General features: G+C 61.4%; 22 protein-coding genes and 1 riboswitch. Of the genes, 8 read left to right on the top strand and 14 right to left on the bottom strand.

Features of this window, described 5'->3' with window-relative positions:
* The first annotated feature begins 845 nt into the window (after nt 1-845).
* From ACPPVP_RS31195 to ACPPVP_RS31185, 3 genes are all read left to right on the top strand, one after another.
* Complete coding sequence (locus ACPPVP_RS31195) at nt 846-1,115, top strand: HdeA/HdeB family chaperone (RefSeq protein WP_426538167.1); 270 nt, start codon at nt 846-848, stop codon at nt 1,113-1,115.
* Between the two features lie 337 nt (nt 1,116-1,452).
* A complete protein-coding gene (locus tag ACPPVP_RS31190) occupies nt 1,453-1,614 on the top strand; it encodes a DUF2934 domain-containing protein (protein WP_426527429.1) in 162 nt (53 codons plus the stop codon).
* Nucleotides 1,615-1,647: 33 nt separating this feature from the next.
* On the top strand, nt 1,648-1,914 hold the full coding sequence (locus ACPPVP_RS31185) for a hypothetical protein (RefSeq protein ID WP_426527428.1): 267 nt from the start codon (nt 1,648-1,650) through the stop codon (nt 1,912-1,914).
* 117 nt (nt 1,915-2,031) lie between these two features.
* Here the strand turns inward: ACPPVP_RS31185 and ACPPVP_RS31180 are convergent, their stop codons facing one another.
* Nucleotides 2,032-2,445, bottom strand: coding sequence for a hypothetical protein (locus ACPPVP_RS31180; RefSeq protein WP_426527427.1), 414 nt, complete (start codon nt 2,443-2,445; stop codon nt 2,032-2,034).
* 390 nt (nt 2,446-2,835) lie between these two features.
* Between ACPPVP_RS31180 and ACPPVP_RS31175 the strand changes: the two genes are divergently transcribed.
* Nucleotides 2,836-2,982, top strand: a complete 147-nt coding sequence (locus ACPPVP_RS31175; RefSeq protein WP_426527426.1) for a hypothetical protein — start codon at nt 2,836-2,838, stop codon at nt 2,980-2,982.
* 280 nt (nt 2,983-3,262) lie between these two features.
* Here the strand turns inward: ACPPVP_RS31175 and ACPPVP_RS31170 are convergent, their stop codons facing one another.
* The 3 genes from ACPPVP_RS31170 to ACPPVP_RS31160 all read right to left on the bottom strand — a co-directional run bounded on the left by ACPPVP_RS31170 (nt 3,263) and on the right by ACPPVP_RS31160 (nt 4,494).
* The gene (locus ACPPVP_RS31170; protein WP_426527425.1) at nt 3,263-3,394 is read right to left on the bottom strand and encodes a hypothetical protein; all 132 of its coding nucleotides are present in this window, start codon (nt 3,392-3,394) and stop codon (nt 3,263-3,265) included.
* A gap of 200 nt (nt 3,395-3,594) precedes the next feature.
* Nucleotides 3,595-3,852, bottom strand: coding sequence for a DUF7660 family protein (locus tag ACPPVP_RS31165; RefSeq protein ID WP_426527424.1), 258 nt, complete (start codon nt 3,850-3,852; stop codon nt 3,595-3,597).
* A 180-nt stretch (nt 3,853-4,032) separates the two neighbouring features.
* Nucleotides 4,033-4,494: a PaaI family thioesterase gene (locus ACPPVP_RS31160; protein WP_426527423.1), complete on the bottom strand. Its 462-nt coding sequence runs from the start codon at nt 4,492-4,494 to the stop codon at nt 4,033-4,035.
* Between the two features lie 233 nt (nt 4,495-4,727).
* Between ACPPVP_RS31160 and ACPPVP_RS31155 the strand changes: the two genes are divergently transcribed.
* The 3 genes from ACPPVP_RS31155 (at nt 4,728) to ACPPVP_RS31145 (ending at nt 6,003) form a co-directional block, all read left to right on the top strand.
* Complete coding sequence (locus ACPPVP_RS31155) at nt 4,728-5,003, top strand: hypothetical protein (protein ID WP_426527422.1); 276 nt, start codon at nt 4,728-4,730, stop codon at nt 5,001-5,003.
* 204 nt (nt 5,004-5,207) lie between these two features.
* Nucleotides 5,208-5,438: a hypothetical protein gene (locus ACPPVP_RS31150; protein ID WP_426527421.1), complete on the top strand. Its 231-nt coding sequence runs from the start codon at nt 5,208-5,210 to the stop codon at nt 5,436-5,438.
* 229 nt (nt 5,439-5,667) lie between these two features.
* Nucleotides 5,668-6,003, top strand: a complete 336-nt coding sequence (locus tag ACPPVP_RS31145) for a PilZ domain-containing protein (RefSeq protein WP_426527420.1) — start codon at nt 5,668-5,670, stop codon at nt 6,001-6,003.
* Nucleotide 6,004: 1 nt separating this feature from the next.
* Here the strand turns inward: ACPPVP_RS31145 and ACPPVP_RS31140 are convergent, their stop codons facing one another.
* The 7 genes from ACPPVP_RS31140 to ACPPVP_RS31110 form a co-directional block, all read right to left on the bottom strand.
* Nucleotides 6,005-6,259: a DUF6894 family protein gene (locus tag ACPPVP_RS31140; protein ID WP_426527419.1), complete on the bottom strand. Its 255-nt coding sequence runs from the start codon at nt 6,257-6,259 to the stop codon at nt 6,005-6,007.
* A gap of 168 nt (nt 6,260-6,427) precedes the next feature.
* Nucleotides 6,428-6,655, bottom strand: a complete 228-nt coding sequence (locus ACPPVP_RS31135) for a hypothetical protein (RefSeq protein ID WP_426527418.1) — start codon at nt 6,653-6,655, stop codon at nt 6,428-6,430.
* Nucleotides 6,656-7,992: 1,337 nt separating this feature from the next.
* Entirely contained in the window at nt 7,993-8,172 is a 180-nt protein-coding gene (locus ACPPVP_RS31130; RefSeq protein WP_426527417.1) for a hypothetical protein, read from the bottom strand.
* Between the two features lie 178 nt (nt 8,173-8,350).
* On the bottom strand, nt 8,351-8,482 hold the full coding sequence (locus tag ACPPVP_RS31125) for a hypothetical protein (protein WP_426527416.1): 132 nt from the start codon (nt 8,480-8,482) through the stop codon (nt 8,351-8,353).
* 181 nt (nt 8,483-8,663) lie between these two features.
* Nucleotides 8,664-8,840 carry a hypothetical protein gene (locus ACPPVP_RS31120; RefSeq protein ID WP_426527415.1) on the bottom strand — a complete coding sequence of 59 codons (177 nt, stop codon included), beginning with the start codon at nt 8,838-8,840 and terminating at the stop codon, nt 8,664-8,666.
* 12 nt (nt 8,841-8,852) lie between these two features.
* A complete protein-coding gene (locus ACPPVP_RS31115; RefSeq protein ID WP_426527414.1) occupies nt 8,853-9,047 on the bottom strand; it encodes a hypothetical protein in 195 nt (64 codons plus the stop codon).
* A 225-nt stretch (nt 9,048-9,272) separates the two neighbouring features.
* Nucleotides 9,273-9,590 (bottom strand): hypothetical protein, encoded by a 318-nt coding sequence (locus ACPPVP_RS31110; RefSeq protein WP_426527413.1) that lies wholly within the window; start codon nt 9,588-9,590, stop codon nt 9,273-9,275.
* A 14-nt stretch (nt 9,591-9,604) separates the two neighbouring features.
* On the opposite strand from ACPPVP_RS31110, the gene recA reads away from it, so the two are divergent.
* Nucleotides 9,605-10,696 carry a recombinase RecA gene (gene recA / locus ACPPVP_RS31105; RefSeq protein ID WP_426527412.1) on the top strand — a complete coding sequence of 364 codons (1,092 nt, stop codon included), beginning with the start codon at nt 9,605-9,607 and terminating at the stop codon, nt 10,694-10,696.
* A gap of 160 nt (nt 10,697-10,856) precedes the next feature.
* Here the strand turns inward: recA and gcvP are convergent, their stop codons facing one another.
* The 3 genes from gcvP to gcvT all read right to left on the bottom strand — a co-directional run bounded on the left by gcvP (nt 10,857) and on the right by gcvT (nt 15,435).
* Complete coding sequence (gene gcvP, locus ACPPVP_RS31100; RefSeq protein WP_426527411.1) at nt 10,857-13,730, bottom strand: aminomethyl-transferring glycine dehydrogenase; 2,874 nt, start codon at nt 13,728-13,730, stop codon at nt 10,857-10,859.
* 175 nt (nt 13,731-13,905) lie between these two features.
* On the bottom strand, nt 13,906-14,271 hold the full coding sequence (gcvH, locus tag ACPPVP_RS31095) for a glycine cleavage system protein GcvH (protein WP_426527410.1): 366 nt from the start codon (nt 14,269-14,271) through the stop codon (nt 13,906-13,908).
* Nucleotides 14,272-14,289: 18 nt separating this feature from the next.
* Nucleotides 14,290-15,435 (bottom strand): glycine cleavage system aminomethyltransferase GcvT, encoded by a 1,146-nt coding sequence (gene gcvT / locus ACPPVP_RS31090; RefSeq protein ID WP_426527409.1) that lies wholly within the window; start codon nt 15,433-15,435, stop codon nt 14,290-14,292.
* A gap of 137 nt (nt 15,436-15,572) precedes the next feature.
* A riboswitch (glycine riboswitch) is annotated at nt 15,573-15,663 on the bottom strand.
* Nucleotides 15,664-15,847 lie beyond the last annotated feature (184 nt).

Raw genomic sequence — 15,847 nt, 5'->3', positions numbered from 1 at the left:
CCTTCGCGGGTGATGACAACTGAGTATGACTTCACGTTCTCGCGACGCTGATCGCCCGAGGTTTGCATCTTCGTCTGCCCTCTCTTCGGTTAGAGGGCGCAGGGAAGACCGGGTGCTTGCTGCACCCGCGGTCTCGCGTGCGATTTGCGCAAACAAAACGGCACACGAGCATACAGGGCAGCTGGAGCATTCCGGCCTTCCCTGCGCAATGGCTTTACGGCTTACTTCGTGCTCTTCCCGGAGAACGGCTCTTTTGCCTCCGTCGCCTGCGCGCACGCTTAACGCCAGCACCGCGGCGCCCGAACCACACGACTTCGCCGTACGCTCAAGCCACACACGTCAGTCGCAGCTCTTGCGTCCATCGCATCTCACCGCGCGTTCGTGACGATGGCCAACGCCCCTCATCCGCCGTGAGACACGCGGAGTTATGCAAATGATTTGCGTGAGAACGAAAGCGGAATATTTTTGCGCGAAGGGATGGACAGGTTTTTGGTGATTTGCCCGACAAGTGGTTTTGTCGCAGTCGGGCGTTGAGATTGTACTTGCGCGCAAGGCAAATCAGTTCGCAGTCCGTAGGGTGGGCAAAGCGACAGCGTGCCCACCATCAAGAAGCGCGCGCGATGGTAGATGGTGGGCACGTCGCTGACGCTCCTTTGCCCACCCTGCGGATTCCAACTCATCAGGCTGTCGGGTTCTCAATCCGCGCACGGTTTGACAGCGTCATATGTGATGCCGTTCATAGCAGGATGAAACTGCGGTCAACCAGATTCGATATGGCCTGTGCTTGCACGGGGATTTTGTTTGCGCCAGATCGGCGGTAAACTTGCCGGCGCGGTTTTTCGGAAATCACATGCATCATACGCAAGCCGTCCGCGCCGGCGCATGCCGTCGTTCTCGATCTCTCGACCATGACCTGCAAGCAGTTTGTCGAAGGCGGCGACGACACGATCAAGATGGTGCTGACCTGGATGGACGGCTGGTACAAGGGTGATTCCGACGAGGCGATCATCGACACCGACGTGTTCGTCGAGAACGCCAAGAAGTTCGGCACCTATTGCGGGAAGAATCCGACCATGAGCATCGTCAACGCCGCGGAAGCCGTTCTCGGCAAGTAGTTGCCGGCGGGTAGAATGCCGCACGACCCGCCGTGCGGCCCCCGCGTCGGCTGGAACGTTTTCGCCGGTTTGCGGTTATGCTAGCGGCGACGGAATCTTCGCGAGGAGCGGGACAGTCCCGGCAAAGGCCATGCGGTGTAACGCCCGCATGGCCTTTGTTTTGTTGGGCAGCTTTCTCGTAGCGCACTGTCTTGTAGGGCAGCCTCGGCGAGGAACCAACGGCTTCAGGTGGACTTGAATCGGAACGGCCAGTCTCGCAGCTGGTCTCGCACGTCCCGCCGGGTAAGTCCCAGCACGCCTGAAGGGCTGGACCGTGCGCCAACTCGGAGAAATCGTCGTGGCTGAACCCAGCAAACAGGAAATCGACGCGCGAGCATATCGGCTTTGGGAGCAAGCCGGCCGGCCCGAAGGTCGGGAATCTGAATTTTGGCATTTGGCCGAACAAGAGCTGCGCAACGAGGATAAAGGTTCGCCGACACGCACCCCTGACACGCTTTAACGCGCAGTCGAACGATCACGGCGGTCCCCGACATTGCCGACGATCGCCAGCTTCAAGATCAGCGTCGAACCGGAGTTCTCAAAAATGGCAAGAGCAAACGATTTGGAAGGCGAACGGGACATGGGCGGCAAGCATGGTGGCCAGGCCGGCATGCCGAAGCCTGAGGACCGAAATTCAGCGCAGCAGGGCCTCGTTCGCGACGAGAAAGGCCAGGAACAGCCGGCCGACGAAGCGCGTGCTCAACACGTCAGCCGGAAAGATCATGGCGATGATCCGCCTGGTGATCCGAAGCAGCGATAGCGGATGACGCCAATTAGTTCTCGTCGTGCGATCCGTTGATAGCATCGGCCGCGGTGACGCATCGTCGACTCCAGTTCCTCCCCTGAGGCTGGCGCCGCTTTGGATTCACCGCCGCGGTCATTTGTTTCTCTCAGGGTTTTCTCCGAAGTCGGCCGAGAAGACGATCTCATAAATCTCAGATGCATTTTTGCGCATCAGGTCAATTTCGTCTGCCTTGTGCCGGCTGGGACGGCGTTGCTGAATTGGCTCGCCTTCGCCGGTAGCCATATTTCGCGATGGCATATTTGACTGAGTCACGAATTCCTCCTCTCGATGGTCATGGCAGTGAAATTGTTCAAACGGCCTTATGCCGCGCGACATCAGCAATTCATTGATGTCGGAGCCGGTGGAGGCCTGCCTTGCCCTTCGCTCCATACGATCACGTTCTTTGCTTCCGAGAGGGAAGGTCCCTGCTTTGGTTGCGATCGCTTTGGCTCTTTCGGCGATACGCTCTTTAAGTGAAGTGGTGTGCGTTACTCGACGGCGTGGCATTAGAACCTCCCTTTATGGGCGGTCCTATAATTCAGTGTGAACCCATGTGTTCCATTTTTTCCCGAATTCGGTGGGCCTGATCCGGGAAGACTTTGGTAGAGGATCCGGGTGGCAAAAGACCCTGCCTTCCCGCGTCGCCCGTCGGTTCTCACCTTCAATGGTTGGGCATCGATCAGCCATTCCCGCTCCCAGCCAGCATTATACGATGGGAAACATAAGTCGGGAACAAGTGGCAATATGTCCGCGTTTGTTGAGGCGGGCGGCAAAAGGGGGCGTTCGTGCCAGTCCTGTTACGCTGGGCCTCCCCGGCCGTGATCGTTGTCGGCAGCGTCCGCCTTATTCGGACCGCGCTGTCCATAAGGCGGAATTACTGGAGCAGGGAAAGGCCCGATGGCAGACCGGCACGCTTTGAAGTTGATTGGTATCATGTTCGCCGCCTTGACCTTGATGGTTATCTCGACGGCGGCTGTCGTGGTAGCGGGTCACTCGACCAGCCTCAGCGGCGAATATTCCGAACTGGCCGGCTCCCGTGAGTAGCTCGCATGGATGGACGATGCAGTGGGCGAGCGCGATGGTCATCGTCGCATTCGCGGCGAGTATGTGGGTAGCAGGGCAGCGCTTCATTCAGCACCGGGCGAGCAAGCATCCGGCGCATGTTTCGATCTCGAATTCAGAATTGCCCTGCGGCAATCGCGCTTTCGTTGGTGACGAACGAATGGAGATTGCACATCCGAAGGCTCGGTCATGCGGGCGGCTGTGACATCCTGCAAGAGTGAAAGACAGGAACGATACGACTGTCTTTGACGAAGCCCGTTTCTTAAAACGCCCGGCGTCGTGGCGGGGGACCGGCCTGCGGGTGGCGCGCACGGACGAGGAGTTCGTGGATTGCGATCACCGCGGCGCAAGCGATGATCGTGATGGTCGCCATCACGAGAACGGTTTTGACCATGGTTTCCCCCTGACAGATTTAAACGCCAAGACGCCAGAGGAATCATGTTCCCGCAAGACGAGAGAACTACGGGGGCGAGCTATTAGCAGCAAGCGGGTCGGACGAGTTAGCGGAGCGTAACCCGCCGCTGCAGCCGCGATGCAGATCGCGCGCTATTCCGCCATCGCTGATGGGGAGAAGGTCGACAACCAATGCGTCAGCTATTCATACACTGTAGCTGCCATTAAAATGTCTCCGAGAACCTTCCAATCCGGCTGTTGAGGTATCGGCTTGCCCTGATTGACGTAGTATCCGTCCATATCTTCAACCCAGGCACAGAGAGCCTCAAGAAATCGCTCCAACGTGTCATTCTCCCAAGTTTCCCGATTGGTATGAAGATCTCTGCTCAATGCCTGGACGAATGCGACGAAGTCTTCGCGAGACCGTATGGCATCGTGGTATTCATCTAAGGTCATCATTCGTTCTCTTCTAACACGGACTGATGCTATTTTTCGGCGCATAGTTCGCAGGGTGGGCAAAGCGACTTGTCCGCCGTAGCTCAACGAGCGAAGGCGGAAGCGTGCCCACCATTTTGAAGCGCGACTGGTGATAGGTGGTGGGCACGTCGCTCACGCTCCTTTGCCCACCCTACAATTCCACTACAGCATCGCGAATGCGCTGGAGACCATCGCCACCGGCTTGTTGTCGCTGGCGGACGAAAGCGTGACGCGGCCAAAACTCATGGTGCGCCCGAGGCGGACCACGCGCGCATCGGCCAGCACGTCGGATGCCGAGACCGCGCGCATGAAATGCATGGTCTGGTCGACCGTCGTCAGGGCCCGATAGCCGCGGTTGGCGGCAAAGTTGGCGATCACCATCGCGGTGTCGGCAAAGGCCAGCAACGCCTGGCCCGAGACCGTTCCGCCTTTGCGGCACAGCCGCTCCGAAAACGGCAGGCGCAGGATCGCGCCCGGCTGCCAGTCGGCGGCGTCGCCCGATGGGGCAACGTCAAAGCGCTCGATCGAGAGATTGAGATCTAGCACCCAGGGCGCAAAGACCTCGCCAAGCGTGCGCCTGGCTTCCGTGATGCCGAATTCTGTTTCCGGTGGCTGTTGTTGCATGAACGCCCATTTCCCCGCCTGATATTGTTGCAGGACGTATTGTAATGGTCATTGCGGCGAAGGGAACAGCGGCGGCGGGCCACAAATACGGCACGAAATCCTGCAAGTCCGGCCGCGTTTTGCGGGCGTCGAGCCGCGTCGAACCAAAGGAGGGGGCGCGCCTGCTTGGCGAAGCGGTTGAGCCGGTGGTATCCTGCCGAAAACGCAAAGTCAGCGTCCCAAAGGAGAGCGTCATGAGAATGCTGAGCGCGGCCGCGGTGGTGGTGTTGTTGACGGTGCCGGCCTACGCGCAGACCCCCAACATCAACCTGATGCCGGAATTCCAGTCCAAATCGCCGGAGGAGAAGGAGGCGGATGCGATCAAGGAGAAGGCCTATAAGGAATCGCTGAGGAAGATTCCCGATGCCAAGGCGTCTTCCGATCCCTGGGGCGCCGTGCGCAGCACCGACACGCCCAAGGCCGCAGCGGCGCCCGCCAAGAAGAGCAAGACCGGCAGCAGCAGCCAGTAACGCCTGGAGCGCTTTCCGTTCCGATGAAATCGGAACGGGGCTGCAGATTTTGATTTGACGCGTTTTCCTGACGCGAACCGGTCTCCACCCGGATCAAGTCCAGGGCAGGCTTTCGCTGGAAAACGCTCTGGCAAGAGCGTCGAGTAGGATTCGCTCGCCATTGCCCCTATATTTGGCCTGTCGTCCTGTGTCTGGAGTTACGACATGGTCTTTCGTCCGCGCGACCTCGCGAGCCGGATGGCCGGCCGGCGCAAGCCGGACGACGGCTATCTGCGCGAGACCTTCACGCTGCCGCGCGACAAGGCGAGAGCGAGGGCGCGCGACTTTCTCGACCGCTATCCCAAGGCGGCCTATATGAGCTCGGTCGAAAGCTGGCGCGAGCTGCCCGATGGCGCCATCGAATTCACGATGCGCCGGCTTGCCAGCGCCGACTAGAGCGGGATGACGATTCTTTTGACCGCTGTATCTCTTTGATTTGCGCATGATCTCCGCGCAAACGCGTTCCGCGTTTGTCGCGAGGGAAAACCGGACCCACTTTTCCGGATCATGCGCTGGGCAACTCCACCCGCACGTCAGAATTGGAGCCAATACCCCGGTTTTTGCCGAATTCCGATAACGAGGTATTCAGGTATTCGACCTAGGATTTCCCCGCGCAGGAGAAATCATGGCGAGAGACCGCAAAGATCTAGGTGCCCGCAAGTTCGTTCGGGTCGATTTGCGCAAGAGGGGATTTGTGATTCCGGCACCGGATGCGCCATGGATCGAGTGCTACATCCACGACATTTCCGAAAATGGCGCTTGCCTGGATGTCGGCGACCTCGCTGTTCCCAAGATGTTCGGCCTTTCCCTCACCGCGGGCGGCGAGGTGCTGCGGGTATGCACGTTGATCTGGCGCAGGGGCGAGATGGTCGGCGTCCGCTTCATCTCCGCCCGGGAGCTGCGGAAGGGCACTGCGCCGGCCGGTGAAGGCGATGCCGCTTCTAAAAAGGCGCACGCCTGAATCAGCGCGTCTCCTGATCGGTGTCCTGCAGCGTTTCCGCAACCAGGCGAATCCGGAATACCGGCTTCCTGGATTCATCCAGCAATTCCATCTGCCACTCGGCGTTTTCGGAGAGCTGGCGGGAAATGTCCGCGATCATGTCCCCGCAGACGCCGGTCATTTCCTTCCACGCAGCGTTATGATCGACAAACTCGGCGCCGTCATTGTGGACGCATGCATCCTCGCCATGTCGCACGCTGAAGAAGAAGACCGGCATGGCAGGCTGAACCAGGTGCAAAATGGGCCGCCGTCGGCCCTTGGGCTCAAAAGCGGGTGGAGTGGATTCCTGGCGGGCGTAAAGATCAACTCCGGGTTTTTACGGGCCCATGCCCATTACCGGGCATATAAGCCACTTCATCCTGCTGTCGTAACTTGCTGTAACTGCTTAAGACTTACCTGATGGGTGGCCGACAGAAGGATCCGGCGGGCGGGTTATTTCCCGCTCGGCTTTTTTCAGCTCCCGATCGATCCGAAGCTGGACCCGCCGGATAGCCAGCAGGTTGAGCTTGGCTTCGGTCTTGCCCGTGATGGCCTTGTCGCCGACGTGGAATTGCCATTTCCAAATGCCCGGAGCGACCGCCGTCACGGTGAATTCAACGCCCTTGTAGATCATCTAAAAATCCTGTCGCGGCCCCAATCGCTTCAAATCAAACCTTAACACCTAAAATTGCAAACAATAATTGGTACAACTATAGAAGAATTGATCGGACGCCGGTCGGACACCTGGAAGGAGCGGAGAGGGGCAGGAAAATCCGCACCCCGACCACGACGTCAATCGGCGCGTCGCGTGCTTTATTCGCGATCCTCAACTGGACGCGGCGCTGGGCCAGCAGGAGAAACATTGGCTCGGTCTTTCCCGACCTGACCAGGTCGCCGATCCGAAATTGCCTCTGCCAGAACCCCGGGGTTTCCGACCTGGTCAGCGTGTATTCTGCGCCTGTGTGATTCATGGGAATCTCCCGCTTCCCTCCGCAATAACGGGAGCGGAACTGCCAAGTTCCATGATTCCGTGGGCTGACAAATGCGTTCGCCGCGCCCCGGGCACGGTAGAAATGCTCTCGCTACCGGCGTTTCAACCCCGCGGGCGCGTCCGAATTCCCGGCGCCGGCGTCGCTCACACTGCCGCTGAAAAGCACTGCGCCGCACAAGCGGAGTATGGTCGCTTGGCGGCGCAGGCCTAATCCCCGAGTGATGCAATGTCCCAGGCAAGGTTATGTCTGGAGGGAGCGAAAAAGGTTCAACGCGCCCGAGGCGAATTCGCCGGGGCAATTCGCGCGCGCTGAAACGGGGCTTTGCGGCGGACGTATCTGGTCGCGAGGGCGGGGTGGTCCTCCAGATTTTTCCCCGCCATCGGCGACCTCGCTGCATAGCCCCATGCGGCGGGGTCGTTTGGCTGGGTGAAGCCGATCGCGATGCCCGCCTTGGCCGCGCAAGGCACGCCGCGCCTGGCGGATCGCCGGCGGCTATTGGCGCCTATTCCTGGCGCGTCGGATAAGGCTGCCGCGGTGGCATATGGGGTCTCGACGGCGCGTCCGGCCGGACCGGCGGCGGTACCCGCGAGGGCTCCGGGGTGCGGCTGAGGCTCAAGAGCCATCGGAGGAGATCGGCGCCGTGCTGCTGAAGCATCGGCAGGATGGGTTTTGGGGGGAGGGCAACCTGTGTGTGCATGGCGAAACGCATAGCGTGCCAATCTTGACGGACAGTTCAGGCGAAACTGCAAGCACGCCTAAAATTGTAAGCGACGTCGCCCGCACCTCAACCTGCAGATGTGAGCGCGACGATGAGCCAGCCCACGCGGCTTCGGCATCAGTTCAACTGCGCATGCGGGGGCTTGGCCTGCCCGATACGGTCGTGGCTGCGCGCCGAAGATGTTGCGACATCACTGGTGGCCCATCTTGCGGATCGACCGATAAAACGATGAGGCCGCCCATGGCGGCCTCATCGCGAGAGCTAGCTTTTCGGCTGCTCTACATCAGGCGGCCGGGGGCTGGCATCCGGCGCCTTTTCACTCCTGGCCGAAAGGTCGGCGGCCTTGTCGAGAAAGCCCGCGGCGACATCCGGATCCGTGGTGGCCATTGCAAATTTCAACAAGGTTGCGGCTTGTTCCGTTAGATATTTTTTACCCGGCACAATTTGGTTCCCCGTTACTACCCGTTACTATCAGCCGCTCCCGATGCGATTACGCACTGCGGCGGAATCCGTTCCGGGGGAACTGTACAAAAGTGAACTTAAGGCGGGGCCTGTGTCCGGGGGGGCACGCAACCACTCGCGGCGTCAGTTTTCACGGGGCGTCAGTCCTCACGAGGCGTCAGTCCTCGCCCAGGAGCTTCCCGGTTTCCTTGTGGATGAAATGAAGCCGGGTGCAGGCGAGGCAGACGACGGACGCATAGGAATTGGGATTGGGTTCGTCCGGCGGGGTGTCCGGAAGCCAATGCTGCACGTTCGTGCCCAGCCGCGGGCATTTGAAAAGGATGTGGCGGCCCATAGCCGTGAATATGCAAAACTTGTGCGGCCGGTCACCTCCGTATGTTTGCGTAGTTGGGGCCTTGGTGGACCGAAAAGCACCCCATTACCTCGCCAGGGAGCACCTGACACCGAAGAGGCCGCCCAACCGGGCGGCCTCACTCTTCCGGCTCGAACCGTTCGAGCATGCGGGCTTCCTGCCATAGTTCAACGGCGTGACCGTCGACCAACTGTTTTGCGAGCCGCTTGGCTTCCGTGTCGTCATCGCAGATGACTTGGACACGGCCCGTGATATGGCCATCATCCCCGATGATGTAAGCGTAATATCCCCCCATGGCGCGCCCGGTTTATACTGGGGACTGTAATCCGGGCGAGGAAAGCCACTCGCTCATATGGGATGCGGTATCGAGTTGCCTGATCTTTTTGCGAAGCGCGTCCATCTCTGGACCTGGTTTTAGTTCTGCTATTTGCGCTTCCAGCTTGGCCTTCTCGGTTGCGATGTTCTCTTCAAAGGTATGGGGAACAGACCGACGACGCTGCATGACATCCCTCGTTTGCTTACGGGTCCTAACCGTAGGGTTGGCAAGTTCCGGTCTTAATATGCAGACGGCGGGGAGTCAGTTCCGAAGTGAACAATTCAAATCAGGTCACTATGAAATTAAGCTAGGCCACTAGGGGTTAAACAGGCCGGCACCCGACTGAGGCGGCCTACAGGGGATGAAATGACAGACGTATCGTTCAAAGTAGGCGACCGGGTAAAGAAGCGCTCAGGTTACGAATATCCGGGCTTCATCGTGTCGGTTTTTACAAACCGAGCCGGGGCTGTTCGGTATGTAGTGGAGGCAGACCACCCTGCCTTCTCCGGCATGTTGCACATCTTCAATGGCGATCAGCTTGAACATCGCTAAGGCAAACCAGGCCGCTGCCAAAATCAAACTGGGCCACCAGGGGTTAAAACGGGCCAGTACCGCAAGCCGAAAAAGAACATATTGCGAACATAGAACAAACGTGGTACAGAATTGCCATAGGCCATCGAATCCAAAACCTGCCACCGCCCGTTTGTCCCGCTCGCGAATCCCCGCCATAAGGAGCACGTACTATGTCCGCCACTGCCCTGCGTATCGTCGAAGGATCCTCCATGGATAAGACCAAGGCCCTGTCCGCCGCGCTCTCCCAGATCGAGCGCCAGTTCGGCAAGGGCTCGGTGATGAAGCTGGGCAAGAACGACCGCTCGATGGATATCGAGACGATTTCTTCGGGGTCGCTCGGGCTTGATATCGCGCTGGGTGTCGGCGGCCTGCCGAGGGGACGTGTGGTGGAAATCTACGGGCCGGAATCGTCGGGCAAGACCACGCTGGCGCTGCACACGGTGGCGGAAGGGCAGAAGAAGGGCGGCATCTGCGCCTTCATCGACGCCGAACACGCCCTCGATCCGGTCTATGCGCGCAAGCTCGGCGTCAACATCGACGAACTGCTGATCTCGCAGCCCGACACCGGCGAGCAGGCCTTGGAAATCTGCGACACGCTGGTGCGCTCCGGCGCGGTCGACGTGCTGGTGGTCGATTCGGTGGCGGCGCTGGTGCCGAAGGCCGAACTCGAGGGCGAGATGGGCGATGCGCTGCCGGGGTTGCAGGCGCGGCTGATGAGCCAGGCGCTGCGCAAGCTCACCGCCTCGATCAACAAGTCCAACACCATGGTGATCTTCATCAACCAGATCCGCATGAAGATCGGGGTGATGTACGGCTCGCCGGAAACCACCACCGGCGGCAACGCACTGAAATTTTACGCCTCCGTCCGCCTCGACATCCGCCGCATCGGCGCGATCAAGGAGCGCGACGAAGTGGTCGGCAACCAGACCCGCGTCAAGGTGGTGAAGAACAAGCTGGCGCCGCCCTTCAAGCAGGTCGAATTCGACATCATGTATGGCGAGGGCGTTTCAAAAATGGGCGAGATCCTCGACCTCGGCGTCAAGGCCGGCATCGTCGAGAAATCCGGTGCCTGGTTCTCCTATGACAGCCAGCGGCTGGGCCAAGGCCGCGAGAACTCAAAGGCCTTCCTCAAGGCCAATCCGGACATGGTCGCCAAGATCGAAACGGCGATCCGCCAGAACTCCGGCCTGATTGCCGAGCAGATCCTGGCAGGCTCTCCCGAGCGCGACGCCGACGGCGAGGAGCCCGCGGACGCCGAATAGGCTTCAGAGACGCTTCAGGAGTTAAGGCCTGAAACGTGACGGACGGGTGTTGTAGACGTTGAGTTGCCGACGTCTTCAGCGCCCGTTTTGTTGTGTATCAAGCTGCAGCGGCGCGACCGCAGGATGGGTTTCGCTACGCTCTACCCATCCTACGCGTGTTTCACTCCGCCGCTTGCGCGTAATCCTCAACCGGCGGGCACGAGCACACCAGATTGCGGTCGCCATAGACATTGTCGACGCGGCCGACCGGGCTCCAGTATTTGTCTGATCGCGAGACGCCGTCGGGGAAGCAGCCCTCGGCGCGGCTGTAGGCGCGGGCCCATGCATCGTCGGCGATGTCGTGCACGGTGTGCGGGGCATGACGCAAGGGCGAGGCCTCGACCTTCCAGCGGCCCTTTTCGATCTCGGCGATCTCGTTGCGGATCGCGATCATGGCGTCGCAGAAGCGATCGAGCTCCGCCTTGGATTCCGACTCGGTCGGCTCGATCATCAGCGTGCCCGGCACCGGAAAACTCATGGTCGGCGCATGGAAGCCGTAGTCGATCAGCCGTTTTGCGATGTCGTCGACGGTGACGCCGCTGGTCGCCTTCAAGGGGCGGGGGTCGACGATGCATTCATGCGCGACGCGGCCTTTTGCATTTTTGTAGAGCACCGGGAAATGCGGATCGAGGCGGTTGGCGATGTAGTTGGCGTTGAGAATCGCGAGCTCGGTGGCGCGCGTGAGGCCTTCGCCCGACATCATCAGGATGTAGATGTAGGAAATCGTCAGGATCGACGCCGACCCGAACGGGGCCGCCGACACCGGCCCGACGGAAGCGGACGCCGCGCCATCGGTTGCGGGATGGCCCGGCAGATAGGGCGCAAGATGCGCTTTGACGCCGATCGGTCCCATGCCGGGTCCGCCGCCGCCATGCGGGATGCAGAAGGTCTTGTGCAGGTTGAGATGCGAGACATCGGCGCCGTAATCGCCGGGCCGTGACAGCCCGACCTGCGCGTTCATGTTGGCGCCGTCGAGATAGACCTGGCCGCCATGGCCGTGCACGATGTCGCAGATATCCCGGATGTGCTCCTCGAACACGCCATGCGTCGAGGGATAGGTGATCATCACAGCGGCGAGGTTTTTCGAATGCTTCTCCGCCTTGGCGCGGAGATCGTCGACGTCGACATCGCCGCGCGCGTCGCAGGCGGTCTCCACCACTTCCATGCCCACCATGCTGGCGGAGGCCGGATTGGTGCCGTGCGCGGAGGAGGGGATCAGGCACACCTTGCGATGCGGCTCGCCGCGGGCGGCATGATAGGCGCGGATCGCGAGCAATCCCGCATATTCGCCCTGCGCGCCCGAGTTCGGCTGCAGCGAAATCGCGTCATAGCCTGTTATGTCGCACAGCGCTTTCTCAAGCCGTCTGAACAACACATGATAGCCCGCGGCCTGCTCGGATGGCGCGAACGGATGCAGGCTGCCGAACTCAGGCCACGTCAACGGAATCATCTCCGTGGTCGCATTCAGCTTCATGGTGCAGGAGCCCAGCGGGATCATCGCGCGGTCGAGCGCGAGGTCGCGATCACTGAGCTTGCGCATGTAGCGCAGCAGCTCGGTCTCGGAGCGGTGGGCGTGGAACACCGGATGGGTGAGGAACGCACTGTCGCGTTTCAGGGCGGCGGGAAGCGCCTCGCGCGCGCTGACCTCGATGTCGGCATAGGACAGCTTGCCACCGAACGCGCGCCACACCGCTTCGATGGTCGCTTGTGTCGTGGTCTCGTCCAGCGCGATGCCCAGTCGGCCTTCACCGATGCGCAGATTGATTTCTTCAGCGTGCGCCTGGACGACGATCTCACCTTGTCTGGCGCCCACATCCACCGTCACGGTGTCGAAGAACATCTCGCTCTTCAAGGCAAAGCCAAGCTTGCGCAAGCCCGCCGCCAGCACCACCGCACGCCGGTGCACCGTGCGGGCAATATGCGTCAGCCCTTCGGGGCCATGATAGACCGCGTACATCGAGGCGATCACCGCCAGCAGCACCTGCGCGGTGCAGATGTTGGAGGTGGCCTTTTCGCGGCGGATGTGCTGCTCGCGGGTTTGCAGCGCGAGCCGGTAGGCAGGCGCGCCGCGTGAATCCACCGACAGGCCGACGATGCGGCCGGGCAGCGAGCGCTTCAGCGCATCGCGCACCGACATGTAGGCCGCGTGCGGACCGCCATAGCCCATCGGCACGCCAAAGCGCTGCGCCGAGCCGATAGCGATATCCGCGCCGAGTTCGCCGGGCGAGGCGATCAGCGTCAGCGCCAGGAGATCGGCAGCGACGACGGCCAGCGCCCCCTTGGCGTGCAGCGCGGCGATTGCCGGCCGCAGATCGCGCACCGCGCCGGATGTGCCGGGATATTGCAGGAGGGCGCCGAAAACTTCCGCGTGCTCGAGATCCGCGAGGGGATCGCCGGCAATCAGATTCCAGCCCAGCGGCTCCGCGCGGGTGCGCAGCACCGCGAGTGTCTGCGGGTGCACCTCGGCGTCGACGAAGAATGATTTTGCCTTGGCCTGCGCGGCGCGCTCGGCGAGCGCCATCGCCTCGGCGGCAGCCGTCGCCTCGTCGAGCAGCGAGGCGTTGGCGACGTCGAGCCCGGTGAGGTCGCAGATCATGGTCTGGAAATTGAACAGCGCTTCCAGCCGGCCCTGGCTTATCTCCGGCTGATACGGCGTATAGGCCGTGTACCAGGCCGGGCTTTCCAGAATGTTGCGCTGGATCACCGCAGGCAGGATGGTGCCGGAATAGCCTTGGCCGATCAGCGAGGTGAACACTTCGTTTTGCGCGGCAAGCTCGCGCATATGCGCCATCGCCTCGGTTTCGCTGAACGCGCGCCCGAGATCGAGCGGCGCCTTCTGCCGGATCGAGGACGGCAGCGTCTGGCTCATCAGCTCAGCGAGGCTGTTCGCGCCAACGCTGTTCAGCATCGCGCTGATGTCGCGGGGCGAGGGGCCGATATGACGGCGCACGAAATCGGTGGCGGCTTCGGCGGTGGTTTTCAGCGGCGCGTTCATGGGGATGTCCTCGTTATTTCGTCATCATGCCGCGCACTTGCCGTCATGCCCCGCGAAGGCGGGGCATCCAGTACGCCGGGAAGCCGGAGACTGAGCCGAAGGGCCGCAGCGTAGTGGATCGTCCGCCTTCGCGGACGATGACAGTGAGTGTGTGGTCGTGGATCGGTTCATTCGATCAAGCAGTATGCTTGGCGTACGCAGCCTCATCCATCAGGCCGCCGAGTTCGCTTCTGTCTGCAATCTTCAGCTTGAAGAACCAGGCCTTGCCGCCGGCGTCGGAATTCACCAGCGCGGGTTCGGCGGCGAGCGCCTCGTTGACTTCGAGCACCTCGCCGGAGATCGGCGCGTAGACGTCGGAGGCGGCTTTCACCGATTCGACCACGGCGGCGGCTTCGGCCTTCTTCAAGGCGCGGCCGACCTTGGGCAGTTCAACGAACACGACGTCGCCGAGCTGCGATTGCGCATAGTCAGTGACCCCGATGGTGGCGACATCGCCCTCGATGCGAAGCCATTCGTGGTCTGAGGTGAACAATGTCGTCATGAAAAATCCTCTCGTGATTTAGCGCTTATAGGTGTTGGGAACGAAGGGCATGGCAGCGACCTGCAGCGGTAGGCGCTGGCCGCGAACTTCGGCGAAAACTTGCGTGCCGTTGGCGGCGAGCGATGTCGGCAGATAGCCCATCGCGACAGGCGCATTGAGGCTTGGGCCAAAACCGCCCGACGTGACCTTGCCGATCGCCTCGCTCGAGCCGGCATCCGCGAACAGCAGCGCGCCTTCGCGCACCGGCGCGCGGCCCTCGGGCCGCAAGCCGACGCGGCGGCGCGACGCGCCTTTTTCAAAGTGGGCGAGAATCTTCTCCGCGCCGGGGAAACCGCCCGCGCGGGCGCCGCCGGTGCGGCGGCTCTTCTGCACCGACCATTCCAGCGCGCCCTCGACCGGCGTCGTCGTGGTGTCGATGTCGTGGCCATAGAGGCAGAGGCCGGCTTCCAGCCGCAGGCTGTCGCGTGCGCCCAATCCGATCGGCAGCACGTCGGGATTATCCAGCAGCGTTGTTACCAGCGCCTCGGCGTGAGCGGCCGGAACCGAAATCTCAAAGCCGTCCTCGCCGGTATAGCCGGAGCGCGAGACGAAGCAGTCGAAGCCGGCGACCTTGCGCGGCCCGGTATCCATGAACCGCATCGCGGTCACGTCTGCACAAAGTTTCGCCAGCACGGATTCGGCCTTCTGCCCCTGCAGCGCGATCAGGCCGCGATCAGCCAGCGAATCGATGACGCAGGCATCGGAAAGATGCGCACGCAGATGGGCTTCGTCTTCGGCCTTGCAGGCAGCGTTGACGACCAGAAACAGATGGTCGCCGAAATTCGCCACCATCAGATCATCGAGAAGGCCGCCGTCCTCGTTGGTGAACTGGGCGTAGCGCTGCCGTCCCGGCGCCACCGCCACAATGTCTTGCGGCACCAGCCGCTCCAGCGCCAGCGCCGCATCAGCGACCTGACCTGATTTGGGACGCAGCGCGAGCTGGCCCATATGCGAAACGTCGAACAGCCCGGCGTTCGCGCGCGTATGCAGATGCTCCTTGAGCACGCCCGCCGGGTATTGCACCGGCATCTCGTAGCCCGCGAAGGGAACCATCTTGCCGCCGCGCGCCACATGGAGCGCGTGCAATGGGGTGTGTTTAAGGGGAGATTCGTCGCGTGCCAGCATCCAGGGACCCTCAAGGGTTCCGGGGACCAGCCCCCGAAAACCCGAAAGAAAGCCCCATCTGTCGCTGTGCCTGAGAGTATTATCCCGTCGGCGGACGCCCTGGGCCAAAGCCGCCCGGCGTCACTTTCCAGATGCTAGTTCGTCACGCGGTTCGTTTGCCTGAGAGTTTCCGGGGCGGTTGCTCCTTCGGCGCCGGCGCTTAAGCCGATCTCTCCCGACGTGACGTCTTACAGATAAGAGGGAAACACAGCCCTGCCAAGCCTGTCAACGCAGCCGCAGTATTATCAACGGGACTTGCGCAGCCCATCTTGTGTGCCGCGGCAAGCCTATGATCCAGCTGCACAGTTTCTGGACAGTGCAGGCGGCCTTGTCTAAAAGCGTTCCGCCGGAAGGTTAAAGGCTGGATGCGGCC

The organism is Bradyrhizobium sp. McL0615 (assembly GCF_049993905.1).
Lineage (GTDB): Bacteria > Pseudomonadota > Alphaproteobacteria > Rhizobiales > Xanthobacteraceae > Bradyrhizobium.
Note: the sequence above shows the minus strand (reverse complement) of the source record. Positions and strands in the feature narration are given on the sequence as shown.

Bases quoted from the DNA above. Each gene is read 5' to 3' on its own strand.
- ACPPVP_RS31115 (WP_426527414.1), bottom strand. From the start codon at position 9,047: ATGCAGCGTCGTCGGTCTGTTCCCCATACCTTTGAAGAGAACATCGCA.
- ACPPVP_RS31150 (WP_426527421.1), top strand. From the start codon at position 5,208: ATGGTCTTTCGTCCGCGCGACCTCGCGAGCCGGATGGCCGGCCGGCGC.
- ACPPVP_RS31135 (WP_426527418.1), bottom strand. From the start codon at position 6,655: ATGATCTACAAGGGCGTTGAATTCACCGTGACGGCGGTCGCTCCGGGC.
- ACPPVP_RS31140 (WP_426527419.1), bottom strand. From the start codon at position 6,259: ATGCCGGTCTTCTTCTTCAGCGTGCGACATGGCGAGGATGCATGCGTC.
- recA (WP_426527412.1), top strand. From the start codon at position 9,605: ATGTCCGCCACTGCCCTGCGTATCGTCGAAGGATCCTCCATGGATAAG.
- ACPPVP_RS31160 (WP_426527423.1), bottom strand. From the start codon at position 4,494: ATGCAACAACAGCCACCGGAAACAGAATTCGGCATCACGGAAGCCAGG.
- ACPPVP_RS31180 (WP_426527427.1), bottom strand. From the start codon at position 2,445: ATGCCACGCCGTCGAGTAACGCACACCACTTCACTTAAAGAGCGTATC.
- ACPPVP_RS31170 (WP_426527425.1), bottom strand. From the start codon at position 3,394: ATGGTCAAAACCGTTCTCGTGATGGCGACCATCACGATCATCGCTTGC.
- ACPPVP_RS31165 (WP_426527424.1), bottom strand. From the start codon at position 3,852: ATGATGACCTTAGATGAATACCACGATGCCATACGGTCTCGCGAAGAC.
- ACPPVP_RS31120 (WP_426527415.1), bottom strand. From the start codon at position 8,840: ATGGGGGGATATTACGCTTACATCATCGGGGATGATGGCCATATCACG.
- ACPPVP_RS31175 (WP_426527426.1), top strand. From the start codon at position 2,836: ATGGCAGACCGGCACGCTTTGAAGTTGATTGGTATCATGTTCGCCGCC.
- gcvT (WP_426527409.1), bottom strand. From the start codon at position 15,435: ATGCTGGCACGCGACGAATCTCCCCTTAAACACACCCCATTGCACGCG.
- gcvH (WP_426527410.1), bottom strand. From the start codon at position 14,271: ATGACGACATTGTTCACCTCAGACCACGAATGGCTTCGCATCGAGGGC.
- ACPPVP_RS31110 (WP_426527413.1), bottom strand. From the start codon at position 9,590: ATGGCGGGGATTCGCGAGCGGGACAAACGGGCGGTGGCAGGTTTTGGA.
- ACPPVP_RS31155 (WP_426527422.1), top strand. From the start codon at position 4,728: ATGAGAATGCTGAGCGCGGCCGCGGTGGTGGTGTTGTTGACGGTGCCG.
- ACPPVP_RS31145 (WP_426527420.1), top strand. From the start codon at position 5,668: ATGGCGAGAGACCGCAAAGATCTAGGTGCCCGCAAGTTCGTTCGGGTC.
- gcvP (WP_426527411.1), bottom strand. From the start codon at position 13,730: ATGAACGCGCCGCTGAAAACCACCGCCGAAGCCGCCACCGATTTCGTG.